This window comes from Metabacillus rhizolycopersici, from assembly GCF_020075705.1.
The window spans coordinates 70,410-86,677 of sequence record NZ_JAIQUM010000013.1; the positions used below are offsets into that span (position 1 = coordinate 70,410).

Below are 16,268 nucleotides of genomic sequence, written 5' to 3' on the forward strand. Positions count from 1 at the left end.
CATATTAACGAACAATCCGTAAAACAGGGGAAGTGGTTAGGGGTTACTAAAAAATTAATCTCTAGAGGTTCATAATGATAAAATAGGAAAATGGATGTTTAAGTGCAAGGAGAGTGAATCATGTTAGAGACAATCCACCTTTATCACACAAATGATTTACATAGCCATTTTGAAAATTGGCCTAAAATCGTGCAATTTTTAAAAAAGAAAAAAGAATGGCACGAACAAAATAATGAGCAAATGGTTCTATTGGATATTGGTGATCATGCAGATCGCTTTCATCCAATTACTGAAGCAACAAAGGGTAAGGCAAATGTAACATTGATGAATAAGCTTCAGTATGATGCAGTAACAATCGGTAATAATGAAGGCATTACCTTTTCTCATGAAGATTTAAATACTTTATACGAAGATGCAACGTTTCCAGTCGTCCTATCAAATTTATATACAGAGCTAGGAGAGCGGCCTTCATGGGTTTCCCCTTTTCAAATTTTGACATTACATAACGGGATGAAACTGGCTATATTAGGAGTAACGGTATTTTATGAGAAATTTTATGAACTACTCGGCTGGAAAATAAAAGACCCTTTTCAAAGCTTATTAGAAACAGTAAATCAAGTGAAGGACAAGGCTGATATCATTGTTCTGCTTTCTCATCTTGGTATTAGTGATGATGAGATTATTGCGAGAGAATTTCCTGATATCGATATTATCATTGGTGGTCACACACATCATGTGCTCCAAAATGGAACGAAAATTAACGAAACATTAGTTGCGGGTGCCGGAAAGTATGGACAATATGTCGGCCATATTTCGCTTACCATCGATAGTGAACAAAAAGCATTGGTGAATCGTGCGGCTAGCCTCTATTCAATGACAGAGCAAAAAGAAATTTGTCAAGAAACTGAAGCTTGGTTGGAACAAACTTTAACAGTTAGCAATGCGATGCTTTCTGAAGTCGTAGGCGTTTTACACGACGATTTAGCACTCGATTGGTTTAATGACTCTGCGCTTCCCTTATTTTTAGTCCGTGCTATCCGCGAATGGTGTGACGGCGAGGTTTCTATGGTTAATTCCGGAATGTTGTTAGCACCTTTAAACAAAGGTCCTGTAACGAAAAAAGATCTACACCGCATATGCCCACATCCGATCAATCCATGTAAGGTCGAGATCAAGGGTGATGTGCTAAAAGAGGTCATTGTTCAAGCGAGAGAAGAAAAAATGGAACAACTTCTGTTAAAGGGACTAGGTTTTAGGGGGAAAGTAATGGGGAGAATGGTTTTTGATGGGATTGAGGTAAAAACGGAGATGTTTGCAGATGGCAAACAACATGTTACGGATGTATATGTGCATGGCGAGCCGATTGATTATGATCGAACTTATGCTGTGGCAACCGTTGATATGTTTACTCTGGGGCCACTATATCCTGAAATTAGTCATTCGGAGAAAAAAACTTTTTATATGCCAGAGCTTTTAAGAGATCTTTTAGCCTGGAAATTACAAAATATATGACATAAATTTAGGTGGAATATCTACACGCATCCTTTCCTTCTTCATAAAGATATATAAAAGGAAAGGTTTGTAGATAGGCTATGATTAATATGAATCCAATTGTTATTGAAGGTAAACAATTTACCGCAATAACGATTGCTTTACCGAAAACGAACTTCATGGCAATCACAAATGACAAAGGGTATATTATGTGTGGTGCTCTGGATGTCGCATTGTTAAACGAAAGATTAAAAGAAAGAGGCATCATTGCTGGTCGAGCAGTTGGCGTTAAAACAATCGATCAATTACTTGAGGCGCCTTTGGAATCTGTCACATATGAAGCTGAAAAACTTGGGATTGTGGTTGGGACAAAGGGGAGAGACGCCTTATTAATGATGTCTTAAATTGAATACAGCAATAAATGCGTTTTCATAATCCTTCATTTTAAATAGTGAGGGTTTTCTTTTTCCACCACTTTGGTTAATGAGACTTATCAGGCTTTCTCAGAACTTTCGCTTCTTTGATTCATACGCGCTAAGTGGTGAGGTATTACAGTCCGTTAATCTACGATAAAATAAAAAAATAATGCGTACATCCCTCCCGATATGCATAAATATAGCATGTAAGGGAGGGATTTACTTTGCCTAAGTTTCGTCATCGTAGAGTACGTAAAGGACCTTTGCCTTTTCGATATGTGTTTTTACTAACTTGTGTTATTTTTATATTTTTAACAGCGTGTAGCTTTTGGATTGTCAACAAACAGGTAGAGCCTGCCTTAATGGAAATCGCAGAGATAGAAGCAACGAAGATAGCAACGACGATTATTCAAGAAGCAGTGAAGAATGAAATCGTAGATCCTGATAAAGCAAAGGATTTAGTTACTACAACAGAAGATAAAGAAGGAAATATCACAATGATTACATTTGATTCTCAAACAGTTAGAGGGGCTTTAGATAGAGTGACTGAAAATATTAATGCAAAGCTGTCTTCAATTGAAGAGAACAATTTTAAGGGAGCAAATGTAGATAAAGACAATAGTGAACAAAAAGATGGAATTACGTATGAAATACCATTAGGTCAAATTACAGGCAATGCAATTTTAAGTAGCGTAGGACCAGATATTCCTGTTCGATTTTATTTAATAGGTGATATTCATACGGATATTAAAAGAGAAATTATAGAACATGGCATAAATAATGCAACTCATGAAGTATTGATATATACAGAGGTTACCGTACAAATGATCATTCCGTTTGCAACAGACTCCAAAAAAATAACAAATTTGATTCCTGTCATTGACATCACAGTACCGGGAGATGTCCCACAATATTATAACGGTAATGGAAAATCTAACCCTGCGATTGAATTACCCAAATAAATATTGCAAAAACATGGGTGTCATCGTAAAGTACGCTCAACTTACCCTATCAGTAGAGGATAAACTCCCCTACTGATAGTAGTTTCATTTTATTATTGTTTCTTTTTATTACGGTCGCTTCTTTCCCAGGCCTTTAAATGTGGATAAGGATCAAATGACCACTCGGTTCTCCCATTGTCCTTATATAGGCCATAATGGAGATGCGGAGGGAATTTTCCAGCGGTACCTGGTGGACCATATCCTGAGCTTCCTACAGACCCGATCAGTTGACCTGGTTCTACAATTTGTCCAGCATGAATTCCGTCTGCAAAACCATTTAGATGGGCAAAATAATGATACGTATTATCAATATCCCGAATTCCAACTCTCCATCCACCAAAACGATTCCACCCTTTCATTTCAATTACTCCGAAACAAGTTGAACGGACAGGGACTCCATAGTTAGCGAAAATATCAGTTCCTTCATGAATTCTTCGACCACCCCACCCACGAGCATCACCCCATGTGTTGTTATAACTAAAATTATGGTTAAGTGGAAGAGGGAAGGTGTGTGTATCTAAGTCTAAATGACCATATTTTTTATACAATTTCATATGGCCTAAAATAAGCCCTACTGCTTTATCACGTTGATAATAGTCCCATAAACCAATCTTTAGGTTTTCGAGATCAGTCCCATACGATTGCAAATAATGGGCAATGGAGTAAAGGACATCTTCATCATTTTTCGGATCAGATTTATTGTCGCCATTACCATCTTCACCAATACCTCCAAATAACCCAATACTAATAGGGTTCATATCTTCTTTGTTAGGATTAAGTGGACCAACCCATACCTCTGGTTTGATATATATTTCAATTAATCCCTCGGCTTTCGGAATGTCTTTTCGCGAATGGCGGACATTTCGTTCATATTGATCGATGGAAGCTAGTACATACCAAGGAATATTTGTAACAGTTTCGACCTTTTTATATAAGCTCATTAGCTTTTGATTTTCTTCACTTTGATTGCTTTCAGCACCATAAGCTATTGAATGAGCTGAAATACAAATCATCGCAAACATGATACAGCATAAAAATTTACGCACAATAATGAGCCCCTTTCAGCCGTTTTCCATATCTATAGTTTGGTTATCAATTGGGATTTCATTTATAGAAAATATTAGTAATTCTAATCAGTCCTTTTTCTTGTCCCTCTTGTGTACGTATGGTAAAGTGGAATTATCGAATACATACTGGAGATGAATCAGGTGGCGAAAAAGGAAGATTATTTACGTAAGCCGGAATGGTTAAAAATAAAATTAAACACAAATGAAAACTACACAGATTTAAAAAAGCTAATGAGAGAAAAGAGCCTACATACTGTATGCGAGGAAGCGAAATGTCCGAATATTCATGAATGTTGGGCAGTTAGAAGAACAGCAACGTTTATGATATTAGGTTCTGTTTGTACACGTGCTTGTCGTTTCTGTGCAGTTAAAACAGGTCTTCCAACAGAGCTTGACTTAGCAGAACCAGAACGAGTGGCAGATTCTGTTGCATTAATGAATTTGAAACACGCTGTAATTACGATGGTAGCTCGTGACGATTTAAAGGATGGCGGAGCGAAAGTATTAGCTGAAACTGTTCGTGCGATTCGTCGTAAAAGCCCATTTACGACAATTGAAGTATTGCCTTCAGATTTAAGTGGGGATTATGAGAACCTTAAAATGTTAATGGATGCGAAACCTGATATTTTGAACCATAATATTGAAACGGTTCGCGAACTTACACCAAGAATTCGTGCACGTGCTACGTATGAAAGATCATTGGAGTTCTTAAAGCGTGCAAAAGAAATGCAACCAGAAATCCCGACAAAGTCTAGTTTAATGATTGGCTTAGGAGAAACAAAAGAACAAATCATTCAAACGATGGATGATCTAAGAGAGAATAATGTAGATATTATGACAATTGGTCAATATTTACAACCGTCAAAAAAACACTTGAAAGTTCAAAAATATTATCATCCAGATGAATTTGCAGAACTACGCGAAATTGCCATGAGCAAAGGTTTTAGCCATTGTGAAGCAGGTCCGCTTGTACGTTCTTCATACCATGCAGATGAGCAAGTGAATGCAGCAGCAAAACAAAAACAAGCACAAGCATAAGAACAAAAGCGGAAGCGCCTTGATCAGCCTCGGGCAAATAAGACGCTTTTGAATAGAAGGTGTTTTTTGCCTTCAATTCAAAAGTGGCTTAGACCAAAGAGGGGCTGGACAGTTCTCGAAGCCAATACTTATAAATTCGGATATAAGAACAAAAAGGAAGAGGTTCTCTTCCTTTTTGACAATCAATTTAGTCTTCTTCATTTTATTTATAGCGAGTTTTTTCGTACCGATCCTTCATATCATCATCTAAATCCTCATTAACCTCTCCATAGCCTTCACCGTTTGCATTTTCACCTTTGTTAATTGCACGACCTTGAGGAGATTCAAGCATTTCTTTAACTGTTTTGTTTAAAATTTCGTCAATGTCGCGACTAGTGGAATTTTGAGGACTAAATGCTTCAATTTGCTGGATCATATTTGTTTTATCTGAAATGTAAACATGATAATATCTTGGAACGACAGATAAAGCTGTTTTCTTTACTTGGTCTGCTGTAGCAGAGCGCTGATCAGAATCGGTTTCATAAGCCACTAATACTTCTTCATCTGTTACTAACGTTGCAACGTCATTTACGTTTGGTAACTGAACAATTAAACTGCTTATGGTGTCTGCAGCTTTCTCTCTGTCAAAGCCGGGTATATTTGTAAAGCTATTATCACCCGGGACGCCACTTTTTTGATGACGCACATACCCAAAGTCAGCTTGTTTATCATTGTTCACCTTTGTCACATTTTCGCCGTTGTAGAGCTCTGGACGATCAGATACATTTATTGTATTTCCACTTTCGTGTAAAAGGGAAGTATCCTCACCAGCGCCAAATTGGCATGCAGTTAATAGGCATAAACCGACAAGACTAATAACTAACTTTTCTTTTATCAATAGTTGCACCTCCCTCATTTTAGGATGACCAATGTGATGTGAAACTATCTTAGTAATTGATGGTTGAATATAATTGGATTATGATTAGAATAAGGAATATGGATGGAGTGAAACCGACATGATATGTGTTCAAAATCAATGTTTTGAGATAGTAAAAGATGAAAAAAATGGATTTAATGAAGACGCGTTTAAAGGAAGATATAGTGATATCTTGAATAAATATGACTTTATCGTAGGAGATTGGGGATATAATCAACTAAGATTACGTGGTTTCTTTGATGACCAAAATCAAAAAGCTTCATACGATACGAAGATAAGTACGTTAGATGAATATATTTATGAGTATTGCAATTTTGGTTGTGCTTATTTTGTTTTGAAAAAGGTTAAAAAATAACGCCAGATAAAAGGTCTTATTGCTATTTCAGCAAGATTGTTCGATCATTGCAAAAAATTATTGATTTTTGTCAATAGTTTTTTGCAATGATGAAAGTGTTTAACTTTTTAGATCAGTTATACAAGCTGACCTAAAAAGTCACGAAGCTCTGATGCATCTTCTTCATTAAGCTTATATGCAAATTCTAAGTACCCAGGTTCCTTAAGGTCATCTGCCCCGATTATTGCAAAACGATTACTTTGGATATCGAGAACAAGATGCTTGCCAAAATAGCGGTCACTCTGGATAATGGCTAAATCGAATCGTTGATGTTCACCCATAAAGCTGACAAATCTTGTTTTTGTTTCAACTGTTTCATCATATAAAAAAAAGCGTTCAGACATATGCATTCTCCTCTTTCTTCTCAATTCTTTTTTAGAAGGAATCAATTTTTTAAATACTCTACTTGAAAGTAACTTTCTGAAAATGATTTCTCCAATTTTGATGATACATCCATCATAACAAATAGTTGGATTTGTTTTAAAGAAATATGAAGGATGATGAAATAAGATTCCCCTTAATTTTGGAGTAGAAGTTTTATTCCATGAAAAAGAATCCTTTCTCAAAAATGGTGATGTTTTTTTATCATTCTCTGCCCGTAAAGAATTGGAAAAGAATTTATGTGGAATTAGTCGAAAAAAACAGAATTATGATAAAATATTAATATGTAACGGAGATTGTCAGAAGGGTGGGTAGATATGATCAGTGGACTTTTAGAAAAGCATATCATGAGAATAAAAAAGTGGAACAAACTTTTTTTACCACGTCATAAATTACGTTATTACCCGCCTAGGTTTGTATTAAGGGACCCTATATTAGAGGGAATATGCCATGCTATGTCGAAGGGACAACAAGTCGTTGTAGTTGTTATCTCCGCTTCAAACCTTCTGGAGTTTTCCCAACAACTTGAAGAAAATCAACTAATTAAATTTAGAAAAGAGTTAAAAGAAGGGTTAAAATACACTTTTGAAAACTCGAAGTACAAAGATGACGTCCTCGTTGTTCATGATTATTATAGCGATGGTTTGACGATTTTCCTTAAAATGAATGATGATACACAAAATGTCATCCACATCGAGCAGATGCTAAGAATACTGATGCCTAAGTTGGAAAAATGGATTTATGTGAGATATCCATACTTTCATCACCAATTAGAAGTTGGATATATGTTCATCCATAGGCAATGGCGTACGACTCAGGATGCCGTGTACATAGCACAGCAGCAAGCAGTGGCAATGGCAGAAAAGCGTGTCCAAACACGATATATAAAAACGTTAGTACAGTTGCGTACGATCATTGAAAAACGTGAAATAACAATGTTAGCGCAACCTATTATTGAATTATCAACAAATCAAGTAAATGCGTGGGAATTTTTAACAAGAGGTCCTAAAGGAACGGCATTAGAAAATCCGTTACAATTATTTTCATTTGCAAGACAATCGAACTTAATTTATGACCTGGAGCTAATAGTATTGGAAAAGGCATTTCAAATGATTCAAAGTGTTGGTTGCATCGAGGATGTATTTTTGAATTTTACTCCGATTACTTTAGGGAATAAGCGCTTTATTCCTGCGCTTGAAAAGCTTTTGACATGTTTTTTAGATATTAGGCCTAAAAAAATTATCTTTGAAGTAACAGAACAAGATTCCATTGAGGGATTAATATTTTTCCGTGAGAATATACAACAGTTACGCCAAATGGGGTTTCGGATTGCTGTAGATGATACAGGTGCAGGCTATTCGAGTCTCCATACAATCAGTGAATTGCTACCAGATATTATCAAAATCGATCGATCCGTCATTCAAGGAATAGATACGAATAGGGTTAAGGAATCAATGGTAAAGGGACTGATCTTAATCGCTAAAGAAATCGGTTCGACTGTTGTAGCGGAAGGAATTGAGAAAAGGGAAGAAGCTGCCGTACTTATGAGAAATCAAGTCGATATGGCACAAGGATTCTTATACGGAAAACCTGGAACATTGGAGAAAGAACGTGTGCTATTAATATAGGATGGTGAAAATCGTGTATTTTATTGACCGAGAGCTAATTGAAGCAAAGCTAACTTTTCTTGAAAAGCAGGTAAAACTTTTTACAAATCAAACGAGTTGGAAAAACGATTTAGAAAGGTCGGCCCTCGAAAGAATCTGTCACATGAGCATAGAATCAATACTCGATGTCGGGAATGCGATCATTGATGGGTTTATCATGAGGGATCCAGGTAGTTATGAAGATATTATTGATATCCTTTTGGATGAAAAGGTCATTAACGATGGTGAAGCAACAGGACTTAAAGAAGTGATTCTTCTAAGAAAAATGTTGGTTCAAGACTACTTAGATGTAAACCATGATGAATTGGTTGAACTATTTACTGTGCAAAAAAATAACCTTCAAGCGTTTCCGACGAACGTTCGAACATACATAAAAAACGAACTAGGACCAGTCACAGCATTTAAGCCACTGCAATCGTAAAGCGAGACCTATTCTTAATCGATATGGGCAGTTATCTCCAATCTCTCTTCCTTGTTACTCCTTGAATGTTGAGGTTGGGGTTTTATTGCCCGCAAAAACTATGATAAAAACCTTACTAACTCGATTAGAGTGACATAGGGGGCGTTCTCTTTTTTACAAAATCAGAATTTATAAGTTTTAGCTTCGAGAATTGTCCAGCGCAAGCGTCCGGCCCATAGAGATCATAAGCCACTCTTGAATTGAAGGTAAAAAACACCTTCTATTCAAGAGTGTCTTATTTGCCTGAGGTTGATCAAGGCGTTTGAGCTTTTCTTACAATAAAACTTGGAAAGAAGTGATTCGTGTGAAACAGTATAAAGGATATTTAATTGATTTGGACGGAACAATGTATAGGGGAACAGAACAAATTGAAGCAGCAAGTGAGTTTGTCGCTCACCTCGTCAAAAATCAATTGCCTTATTTATTTGTAACAAATAATTCTTCTCAAACACCAGAATATTTTGCAAATAAGCTTACCCAGTTTAATATTCCTGCAACGGAAGAAAGCGTATTCACCACTAGTCAAGCTACCGCAAACTTTATAGCAGATAAAAAGCGCGATGCAAGTGTATATGTTATTGGCGAAGTGGGATTAAGACAGGCACTAATAAATAAGGGGTTTGAGCTTGTAGACCATAATCCTGATTTTGTCGTAATGGGGATTGATCGCGATATTACATATGAAAAGCTTGCAAAAGCATGCCTTGCCGTAAGAAATGGAGCGACATTTATCTCAACGAATGGGGATATCGCCTTTCCTACAGAACGAGGTCTATTACCTGGAAATGGGGCACTAACGTCTGTTGTTGCGGTCTCCACTAATACGCAACCGATTTTTATCGGAAAACCAGAAGGACTCATCATTGAACAGGCAATACAAGTTTTAGGAACAGAAAAAAGTGATACGTTAATGGTCGGAGATAATTACGACACAGATATAAAAGCAGGTATAAATTGTGGATTGGATACATTATTAGTACACACTGGAGTAACATTAAGAGAGCATCTTGGAAATCATGAGATTCAGCCAACATACTCAGTAGATTCATTACAGGATTATGTTAGGAGCTTTATCTGAAAAATGAGAAATAAAAGCAATTGGTAAACTTTGAACACCAATTGCTTTTTATCGTCTTTTAGGAAACTCTATAATTATTGTACTTTGGATAAGTGCACGACATCCAGCGCTTGCGCTTTTGTTCTTATATCAGAATTTATAAGTTTAAGCTTTGAGAATTGTCCAGCGCAAGGCGCCATCGGCTCGAGGTCACAAGCCAATCCGACCAAAAAGGTTAAAGAACAACCTTTCCGGCCGGCTCGTCTTGTGCTTGTCGCCGATAGGCGGGCGCCTTGCGCTTTTCTTATTATTCTACATCTCTAGAGCGGTGTGCGAGTCGACTAGAAGCGGCAGCAGCAATGGCGCCGACAATATCGTCTAAAAATGTATGACATTTTCCAGTTGATTTATCATTGAGGTATTGCAAGATGCCAGGCTTAAGCTTGTCGATATAGCCATAATTAGTGAAGCCAATCGAACCGTATATGTTTACGATTGAAAATGCAAGAATTTCATCTACACCATATAAGCTTTCATCCGTGCCAATGATTGATTGTAACGGCTCCTCTAATTGCCCCTTTTCAGCTAATATATCAAGCTGGATCCCTGTAATGACAGCATTTTGAACCTCTCTTTTCGTAAGCACACGGTCAACATTTTCTAAACATTCGTCCATTTGTAAATTAGGATGATACTTTTCCTGTAAAAAGTAGACGAGATCAGCGATGTCTTCAAGTTTTACGCCACGTTTAACCATCCATTCTCGAGCTGTTTTTTCAACAATATCCATTTTTTCCTTATCTTTCATATCCATCCACCCAATTCTTATTGTTTTGCGCATTTATTTAGTGTATCCCGCATTAACGGGCAATACTCCTCCCCCACTCGAGATTAAGTGAAACAAAGAAGCAAAGGTGGGGGGAACTACCTGTAAAAGCTAAGGTTCATTTCGCAAACCATCAGTGTAGGATAACGAAAACCCCTCACTGTAGGAAATCTAGCTTTATGCCATTATATGCTACTTATGAAAATAATAAATAGTGTTTTGGGAATATTTTTAATTCAATTCCAAAATTAAAACTAGAGAATAACCAATTCCTGTTTTATACTGGGTCGCTAGTATATGCCAATCTCTAGAACGTGCTATAAAACAGCGATACTCCCTCAGCAATTAATCATAAACTTAAGAAAGCTAGCTTACGATAGAATAAGACGATTTGTGGAGGAGGGATTTCAATGAAAAAAATAATCAATGAAGAGTATGGTATAAAGATTTTAGAAATGACAAAGCTTGGCCAATATGAATCATTTCGTCTACACCAATCGCAGTTCTTGATTGTTCCTGTCACACATATTGAGGAAGATGAGCTTTATGAGTTATATCATTTAAGTCAATTTATGGTTGAAAAACGAGAACCGTATATCGCTAGTATCGTATTGACGAAAAACAACAATTTATTTTTTGAGAAAGATCAGGCAAAGTACGTCATCATAAAATGTTCGACATATACAGAGGGGAGATTCCATCAGATTGGCAGAGATCTAGCGCGATTTCATCAAAAGGGAAGAACATATCCATATCAAGTAACAAAAATCCAACGAATTGGTCAGTGGAAATTTCTTTGGGAAAAGCGCATCGATCAGTTAGAATCGTTTTGGCATGGCAGGGTTTTTAGTCAACCACTAAATCGATTTGAAAAAATGTTTGCCGAGTCTTTCCCTTATTATTTAGGAATAGCAGAAAATGCAATTCAGTACTTAGTTGATACAGAATTAGATGAAGACCCACAGCCGATTGATTCAGGTACAATCTGCCATCATCGTTTTCATTCAGCAACATGGAATTCAAGCATGTGTATAAAGTTACCAACTGAGTGGGTTTTCGATCATGGTAGTAGAGACATTGCAGAATATTTACGGCATCTTTTCTTTGAGGAAAAACAAGGAATAAATAAAAATGGTTTTAGCTTTTTAGATGATTATAATCGAACCACTCCACTTTCAGTCTTTTCATGGAGACTTATTTATAGTAGATTACTATTTCCTGTCCATTATTTCGAATGTATTGAAAATTATTATTTATCAGCTGAAGAAAATAAGACAGTCTTTGAGGAAAGATTGAACAAAATCCTCGAAGAATCAAGTCAATATGAATCCTTCTTAAAAAGCTATTCAAGGATGCTATCAATCAATACAAGAAGAATTGAGTTACCAGCAGTAGAATGGCTTTCTTAGCTAAATAGCTTAAGATAGTAGTGAATAATTTTATCGTTGGAAAGAAGGGCAGACATTCCTCGGACTGAGGCTTGCCCCCTCCCTTTTTTCGTCAAAGTTTGAGGTTTTTTCCATACTAAAAAGAACAACTATCTATACTTGTGGTAGAATAAGGTATAATACAAATCGAATATTGTTGACTAGCTGGTGAAGTTGTTGTTAAGAAAACAATTGGACAAGCAGTTACAAAATCGGTGAAGGCATGGAGAGTTAGTGAATGGACTTGGTACGACTTTTACTACATTCACCCATTAATTGATTTACATAATGTTGTAGCACTGAAAATCACATAGTCTATGCCCAAATAATCACCTATGTATGGCAAAGTAGCTAAAAATTAGCGGAAATTAAAAAAGGTAACGTTTTCATTTTAAAAACTGAAAATTCACCCTTGTAAAATAGTTCTATGCACTCTATAATGACAGTTATATAAATAATGTCTTTCGTGGCAGTACATTTGTATTCTCTAGATGAACATAAAGGAGTGGAAACTTTTGAAGGCAATTCATGTTGGGCTTTTAGGTCTTGGAACGGTTGGTAGTGGTGTAGTTAAAATAATTGAAGATCACCAGGATAAATTAATGCATCAAGTAGGTTGTCCAGTAAAAGTGAAAAAGGTACTAGTAAAAAATATTGATAAGGAACGTCAAGTTCACATTGATGAAGATATTCTTACAACAAATGTAGACGATGTTATTAAGAATCCAGATATAGATGTTGTCATTGAAGTAATGGGCGGGGTAGAAGAAACTCGTAAACATATCATTGAAGCACTTCAAGCTAAGAAGCATGTTGTAACAGCGAATAAAGATTTAATGGCAGTGTACGGTACAGAATTAATCTCTCTTGCAACAGAAAAGGGCTGTGACCTTTTCTATGAGGCAAGTGTAGCTGGTGGAATTCCAATTTTGCGTAGTTTAGTTGATGGATTAGCTTCAGATAATATTACGAAAATGATGGGAATTGTTAACGGAACAACGAACTTTATCTTAACAAAAATGTCGAAGTTTGGCAGCGCATATGACGATGTATTAAAGGAAGCTCAGGAGCTAGGATATGCGGAAGCTGATCCAACATCAGATGTTGAAGGCTTGGATGCTGCTAGAAAAATGGCTATCCTTGCACGATTAGGCTTTTCGATGCATGTTGATCTAGAAGATGTAAAAGCTAAAGGAATATCAAGTGTAACAGACGACGATATCAGCTACAGTAAACGTCTTGGTTATACAATGAAGCTCATCGGTATTGCACAAAAGGAAAATGGGAAAATTGAAGTTGCTGTAGAACCAACTTTATTGCCTGAATCACACCCATTAGCAGCTGTTAATGATGAATATAATGCTGTTTATGTGTATGGAGAGGCTGTTGGCGAAACGATGTTCTACGGCCCTGGAGCAGGGAGCCTTCCTACGGCAACATCGGTTGTCTCTGATTTGGTAGCCGTTATGAAAAACATGGGCTTAGATGTTAATGGAAGAAGTGCTATCGCTCCTCAATTTGACAAACAATTAAAAAGTCCAGAGCATATTTATGCGCAGCACTTCTTAAGAATTAGCGCAAAAGACCAAGTTGGTGCATTCGCAAACATTACCTCACTTTTCTCTGAACGAGGTGTAAGTTTTGAAAAAATTCTCCAGCTCCCAATAAAAAACAGCAATTTAGCAGACATTGTCATTGTCACTCATAAAGCAGCACAAAGTGATTTTGAAGAAATATTACAACTCTTAAATGACTTAGAAGTAGTAGAAGAAGTAAAAAGTACGTATCGAGTAGAAGGGAACGGATTAATATGATGTGGAAGGGCCTCATTCAAGAATTTGCAGAATTTTTACCAGTAACTGATAAAACACCAAAATTAACACTTCAAGAGGGGAATACTCCACTTATCCATTTACCGAAATTATCGGAGAAATTGGGCATTGAATTGTATGTGAAAACAGAAGGAACAAACCCTACTGGTTCATTTAAAGATAGAGGAATGGTCATGGCTGTAGCAAAAGCAAAAGAAGAAGGTAGTGACACGGTAATTTGTGCATCTACTGGTAATACATCAGCAGCAGCAGCAGCCTATGCAGCAAGAGCAAATATGAAATGTATCGTCTTGATTCCAGATGGGAAGATTGCGTTTGGGAAGCTTGCACAAGCGGTAATGTATGGCGCAGAAATTTATGCAATTCAAGGAAACTTTGATCATGCATTAACAATGGTCCGGAACATTAGTGAGAAATTACCGATCACGTTGGTGAACTCAGTTAACCCATATCGAATTGAAGGGCAAAAAACAGCGGCATTTGAAGTATGCGAACAACTAGGAAGCGCACCAGATTACTTGGCTATTCCTGTAGGTAATGCAGGTAATATCACAGCTTACTGGAAAGGCTTTAAAGAATATAATGAAAAGAAACAAACAGGCTTACCAAAGATTCATGGTTTCCAAGCAGAGGGTTCAGCTGCGATTGTACGTGGTGAACCGATTGAAAATCCTGAGACAATTGCAACAGCGATTCGTATTGGGAACCCAGCGAGTTGGGAAACAGCTGTAAAAGCGAAGGAAGAGTCTAATGGTAAAATTGATTCTGTGACAGATGAAGAAATCGTTGCAGCCTATCAATTAATTGCCCGCGAAGAAGGTGTGTTTGCTGAACCAGGTTCTTGTGCATCGATTGCTGGTTTAATCAAGCATTGCAAAGCAGGTCTTATTAAAGAAGGTAGCAAGGTTGTCGCAGTTTTAACTGGAAATGGCTTAAAAGATCCAAATACGGCAATCGATGTATCTGAAATCAAACCAATTGTCCTTCCAAATGATGAGGAAGCCTTCTTACAACAATTAACTGGGGTAACAGTTCAATGAAAGAAGGAGAGATGTTAAAAATTATGGTACCGGGAAGTACGGCCAATTTAGGACCTGGATTTGATTCGATTGGCCTTGCACTCGGTAAATATTTAACACTTGAAATAAAAAAAGCAGATCGAATCCACTTTATCCCAATGACTGAGCATGTCAAGGATACACCTACAAACGAGGATAACTTAATTGCGAAGGTTGCAATTGGGGTAGCTACTAAGCATAATAAGCAATTACCAGCATGTGAAGTAAAGGTATGGAGCGAACTTCCGATGGCAAGAGGCATCGGAAGTAGTGCAGCAGCGATTATCGCTGGAATAGAGCTTGCTAATCAGCTCTGTAACCTCCAATTATCAAATGAAGAGAAATTAAGAATTGCAAGTACTGAAGAAGGACATCCAGATAATGTTGGGGCATCCCTTTACGGAGGATTAGTTGTTGGTTTGCATCAAGAAGATCAAACTCGAGTTGTCGTTGTCAAGAATATTGATGTCGATACAGTCGTTATCATTCCAAAATATGAAGTGCTTACGAGTAGTGCAAGAAACGTTTTACCTGAATCATTGGAATACAAAACAGCAGTAGAAGCTAGTGCAATTAGTAATATGCTAGTAGCTGGACTTTTGACAAATGATTGGGAGCTTGTAGGAGAAATGATGAACAAAGATCTGTTTCATCAACCATATAGAAGTAGTCTCATTCCTGAAATCAATGTTGTTCAAGAGAAAATCCATGACCTTGGTGCATATGGTTCGGCACTTAGTGGAGCGGGTCCAACGATTATTTGTTTCATTGAAAAAGGAAAAGGTGACTATTTAGCTGAAAAGCTAGCAAGTGAGTTTTCAAACTATGATGTTGAACGACTTGATATCGATTTTAATGGTTCTAAAGTGGAACAAGTGCAAGAAGTGCAAAAACTTTAAATTAGAAAAGCCAAAACTTATAAATTCTGATATTAGTAAAAAGGACTGACATTGTCAGTCCTTTTTGCTAATTAAAATACTTGTTCTACCTCTATAATACCTGGTACTTCTTCTAATAGTGCGCGTTCGATACCAGCTTTTAACGTGATTGTTGAGCTTGGGCAACTACCGCAAGCACCTAAAAGACGAAGTTTAACAATACCGTCTTCTACATCTACTAATTCACAATCTCCTCCATCACGAAGTAAGAATGGTCGTAACTTATCTAATACTTCTTGTACTTGATCTACTACAGTTGCTTCAGTCATTCTAATCGACTCCTTTCTTTATTACATATT

General features: G+C 36.9%; 17 protein-coding genes. 12 read left to right on the forward strand and 5 right to left on the reverse strand.

Going from position 1 to position 16,268, the window contains the following annotated elements; all coding sequences use genetic code 11:
* Positions 1-120 precede the first annotated feature (120 nt).
* From K9V48_RS08540 to yunB, 3 genes are all read left to right on the forward strand, one after another.
* Positions 121-1,512: a bifunctional metallophosphatase/5'-nucleotidase gene (locus K9V48_RS08540; protein ID WP_224138341.1), complete on the forward strand. Its 1,392-nt coding sequence runs from the start codon at positions 121-123 to the stop codon at positions 1,510-1,512.
* Between the two features lie 80 nt (positions 1,513-1,592).
* Entirely contained in the window at positions 1,593-1,895 is a 303-nt protein-coding gene (locus K9V48_RS08545; protein ID WP_224138343.1) for a YunC family protein, read from the forward strand.
* A 236-nt stretch (positions 1,896-2,131) separates the two neighbouring features.
* Positions 2,132-2,869 carry a sporulation protein YunB gene (gene yunB / locus K9V48_RS08550; RefSeq protein ID WP_224138345.1) on the forward strand — a complete coding sequence of 246 codons (738 nt, stop codon included), beginning with the start codon at positions 2,132-2,134 and terminating at the stop codon, positions 2,867-2,869.
* Between the two features lie 92 nt (positions 2,870-2,961).
* Here the strand turns inward: yunB and K9V48_RS08555 are convergent, their stop codons facing one another.
* On the reverse strand, positions 2,962-3,954 hold the full coding sequence (locus K9V48_RS08555) for a M23 family metallopeptidase (RefSeq protein WP_438803877.1): 993 nt from the start codon (positions 3,952-3,954) through the stop codon (positions 2,962-2,964).
* 162 nt (positions 3,955-4,116) lie between these two features.
* On the opposite strand from K9V48_RS08555, the gene lipA reads away from it, so the two are divergent.
* Positions 4,117-5,013: a lipoyl synthase gene (gene lipA / locus K9V48_RS08560; RefSeq protein WP_224138346.1), complete on the forward strand. Its 897-nt coding sequence runs from the start codon at positions 4,117-4,119 to the stop codon at positions 5,011-5,013.
* A 202-nt stretch (positions 5,014-5,215) separates the two neighbouring features.
* Here lipA and K9V48_RS08565 read toward each other — a convergent pair whose 3' ends face one another.
* The gene (locus K9V48_RS08565) at positions 5,216-5,899 is read right to left on the reverse strand and encodes a YhcN/YlaJ family sporulation lipoprotein (protein ID WP_224138400.1); all 684 of its coding nucleotides are present in this window, start codon (positions 5,897-5,899) and stop codon (positions 5,216-5,218) included.
* A gap of 109 nt (positions 5,900-6,008) precedes the next feature.
* Here K9V48_RS08565 and K9V48_RS08570 point away from each other — a divergent pair, with 109 nt between their 5' ends.
* Positions 6,009-6,284: a YutD family protein gene (locus K9V48_RS08570; protein ID WP_224138347.1), complete on the forward strand. Its 276-nt coding sequence runs from the start codon at positions 6,009-6,011 to the stop codon at positions 6,282-6,284.
* Positions 6,285-6,400: 116 nt separating this feature from the next.
* Here K9V48_RS08570 and K9V48_RS08575 read toward each other — a convergent pair whose 3' ends face one another.
* Entirely contained in the window at positions 6,401-6,667 is a 267-nt protein-coding gene (locus tag K9V48_RS08575; protein ID WP_224138348.1) for a DUF3055 domain-containing protein, read from the reverse strand.
* A 492-nt stretch (positions 6,668-7,159) separates the two neighbouring features.
* Between K9V48_RS08575 and K9V48_RS08580 the strand changes: the two genes are divergently transcribed.
* From K9V48_RS08580 to K9V48_RS08590, 3 genes are all read left to right on the forward strand, one after another.
* Positions 7,160-8,332, forward strand: coding sequence for an EAL domain-containing protein (locus tag K9V48_RS08580; protein WP_224138349.1), 1,173 nt, complete (start codon positions 7,160-7,162; stop codon positions 8,330-8,332).
* A gap of 13 nt (positions 8,333-8,345) precedes the next feature.
* Positions 8,346-8,792 carry a DUF86 domain-containing protein gene (locus tag K9V48_RS08585; protein WP_224138350.1) on the forward strand — a complete coding sequence of 149 codons (447 nt, stop codon included), beginning with the start codon at positions 8,346-8,348 and terminating at the stop codon, positions 8,790-8,792.
* A 343-nt stretch (positions 8,793-9,135) separates the two neighbouring features.
* Complete coding sequence (locus K9V48_RS08590; RefSeq protein ID WP_224138351.1) at positions 9,136-9,909, forward strand: 5' nucleotidase NucF; 774 nt, start codon at positions 9,136-9,138, stop codon at positions 9,907-9,909.
* Positions 9,910-10,195: 286 nt separating this feature from the next.
* On the opposite strand, the gene K9V48_RS08595 is transcribed toward K9V48_RS08590, so the two are convergent.
* Entirely contained in the window at positions 10,196-10,696 is a 501-nt protein-coding gene (locus K9V48_RS08595; RefSeq protein WP_224138352.1) for a phosphatidylglycerophosphatase A family protein, read from the reverse strand.
* Between the two features lie 428 nt (positions 10,697-11,124).
* Between K9V48_RS08595 and yutH the strand changes: the two genes are divergently transcribed.
* The 4 genes from yutH to thrB all read left to right on the forward strand — a co-directional run bounded on the left by yutH (position 11,125) and on the right by thrB (position 15,930).
* Positions 11,125-12,123, forward strand: a complete 999-nt coding sequence (yutH, locus tag K9V48_RS08600; RefSeq protein WP_224138354.1) for a spore coat putative kinase YutH — start codon at positions 11,125-11,127, stop codon at positions 12,121-12,123.
* A 533-nt stretch (positions 12,124-12,656) separates the two neighbouring features.
* Positions 12,657-13,955, forward strand: coding sequence for a homoserine dehydrogenase (locus K9V48_RS08605; RefSeq protein WP_224138356.1), 1,299 nt, complete (start codon positions 12,657-12,659; stop codon positions 13,953-13,955).
* Positions 13,955-15,013 carry a threonine synthase gene (gene thrC / locus K9V48_RS08610; RefSeq protein WP_224138401.1) on the forward strand — a complete coding sequence of 353 codons (1,059 nt, stop codon included), beginning with the start codon at positions 13,955-13,957 and terminating at the stop codon, positions 15,011-15,013. The genes K9V48_RS08605 and thrC overlap by 1 nt, the downstream gene beginning before the upstream one ends.
* Positions 15,010-15,930: a homoserine kinase gene (thrB, locus tag K9V48_RS08615; RefSeq protein ID WP_224138358.1), complete on the forward strand. Its 921-nt coding sequence runs from the start codon at positions 15,010-15,012 to the stop codon at positions 15,928-15,930. The genes thrC and thrB overlap by 4 nt, the downstream gene beginning before the upstream one ends.
* A gap of 71 nt (positions 15,931-16,001) precedes the next feature.
* Here the strand turns inward: thrB and K9V48_RS08620 are convergent, their stop codons facing one another.
* Entirely contained in the window at positions 16,002-16,238 is a 237-nt protein-coding gene (locus tag K9V48_RS08620) for a NifU family protein (protein WP_224138359.1), read from the reverse strand.
* Positions 16,239-16,268: the final 30 nt, after the last annotated feature.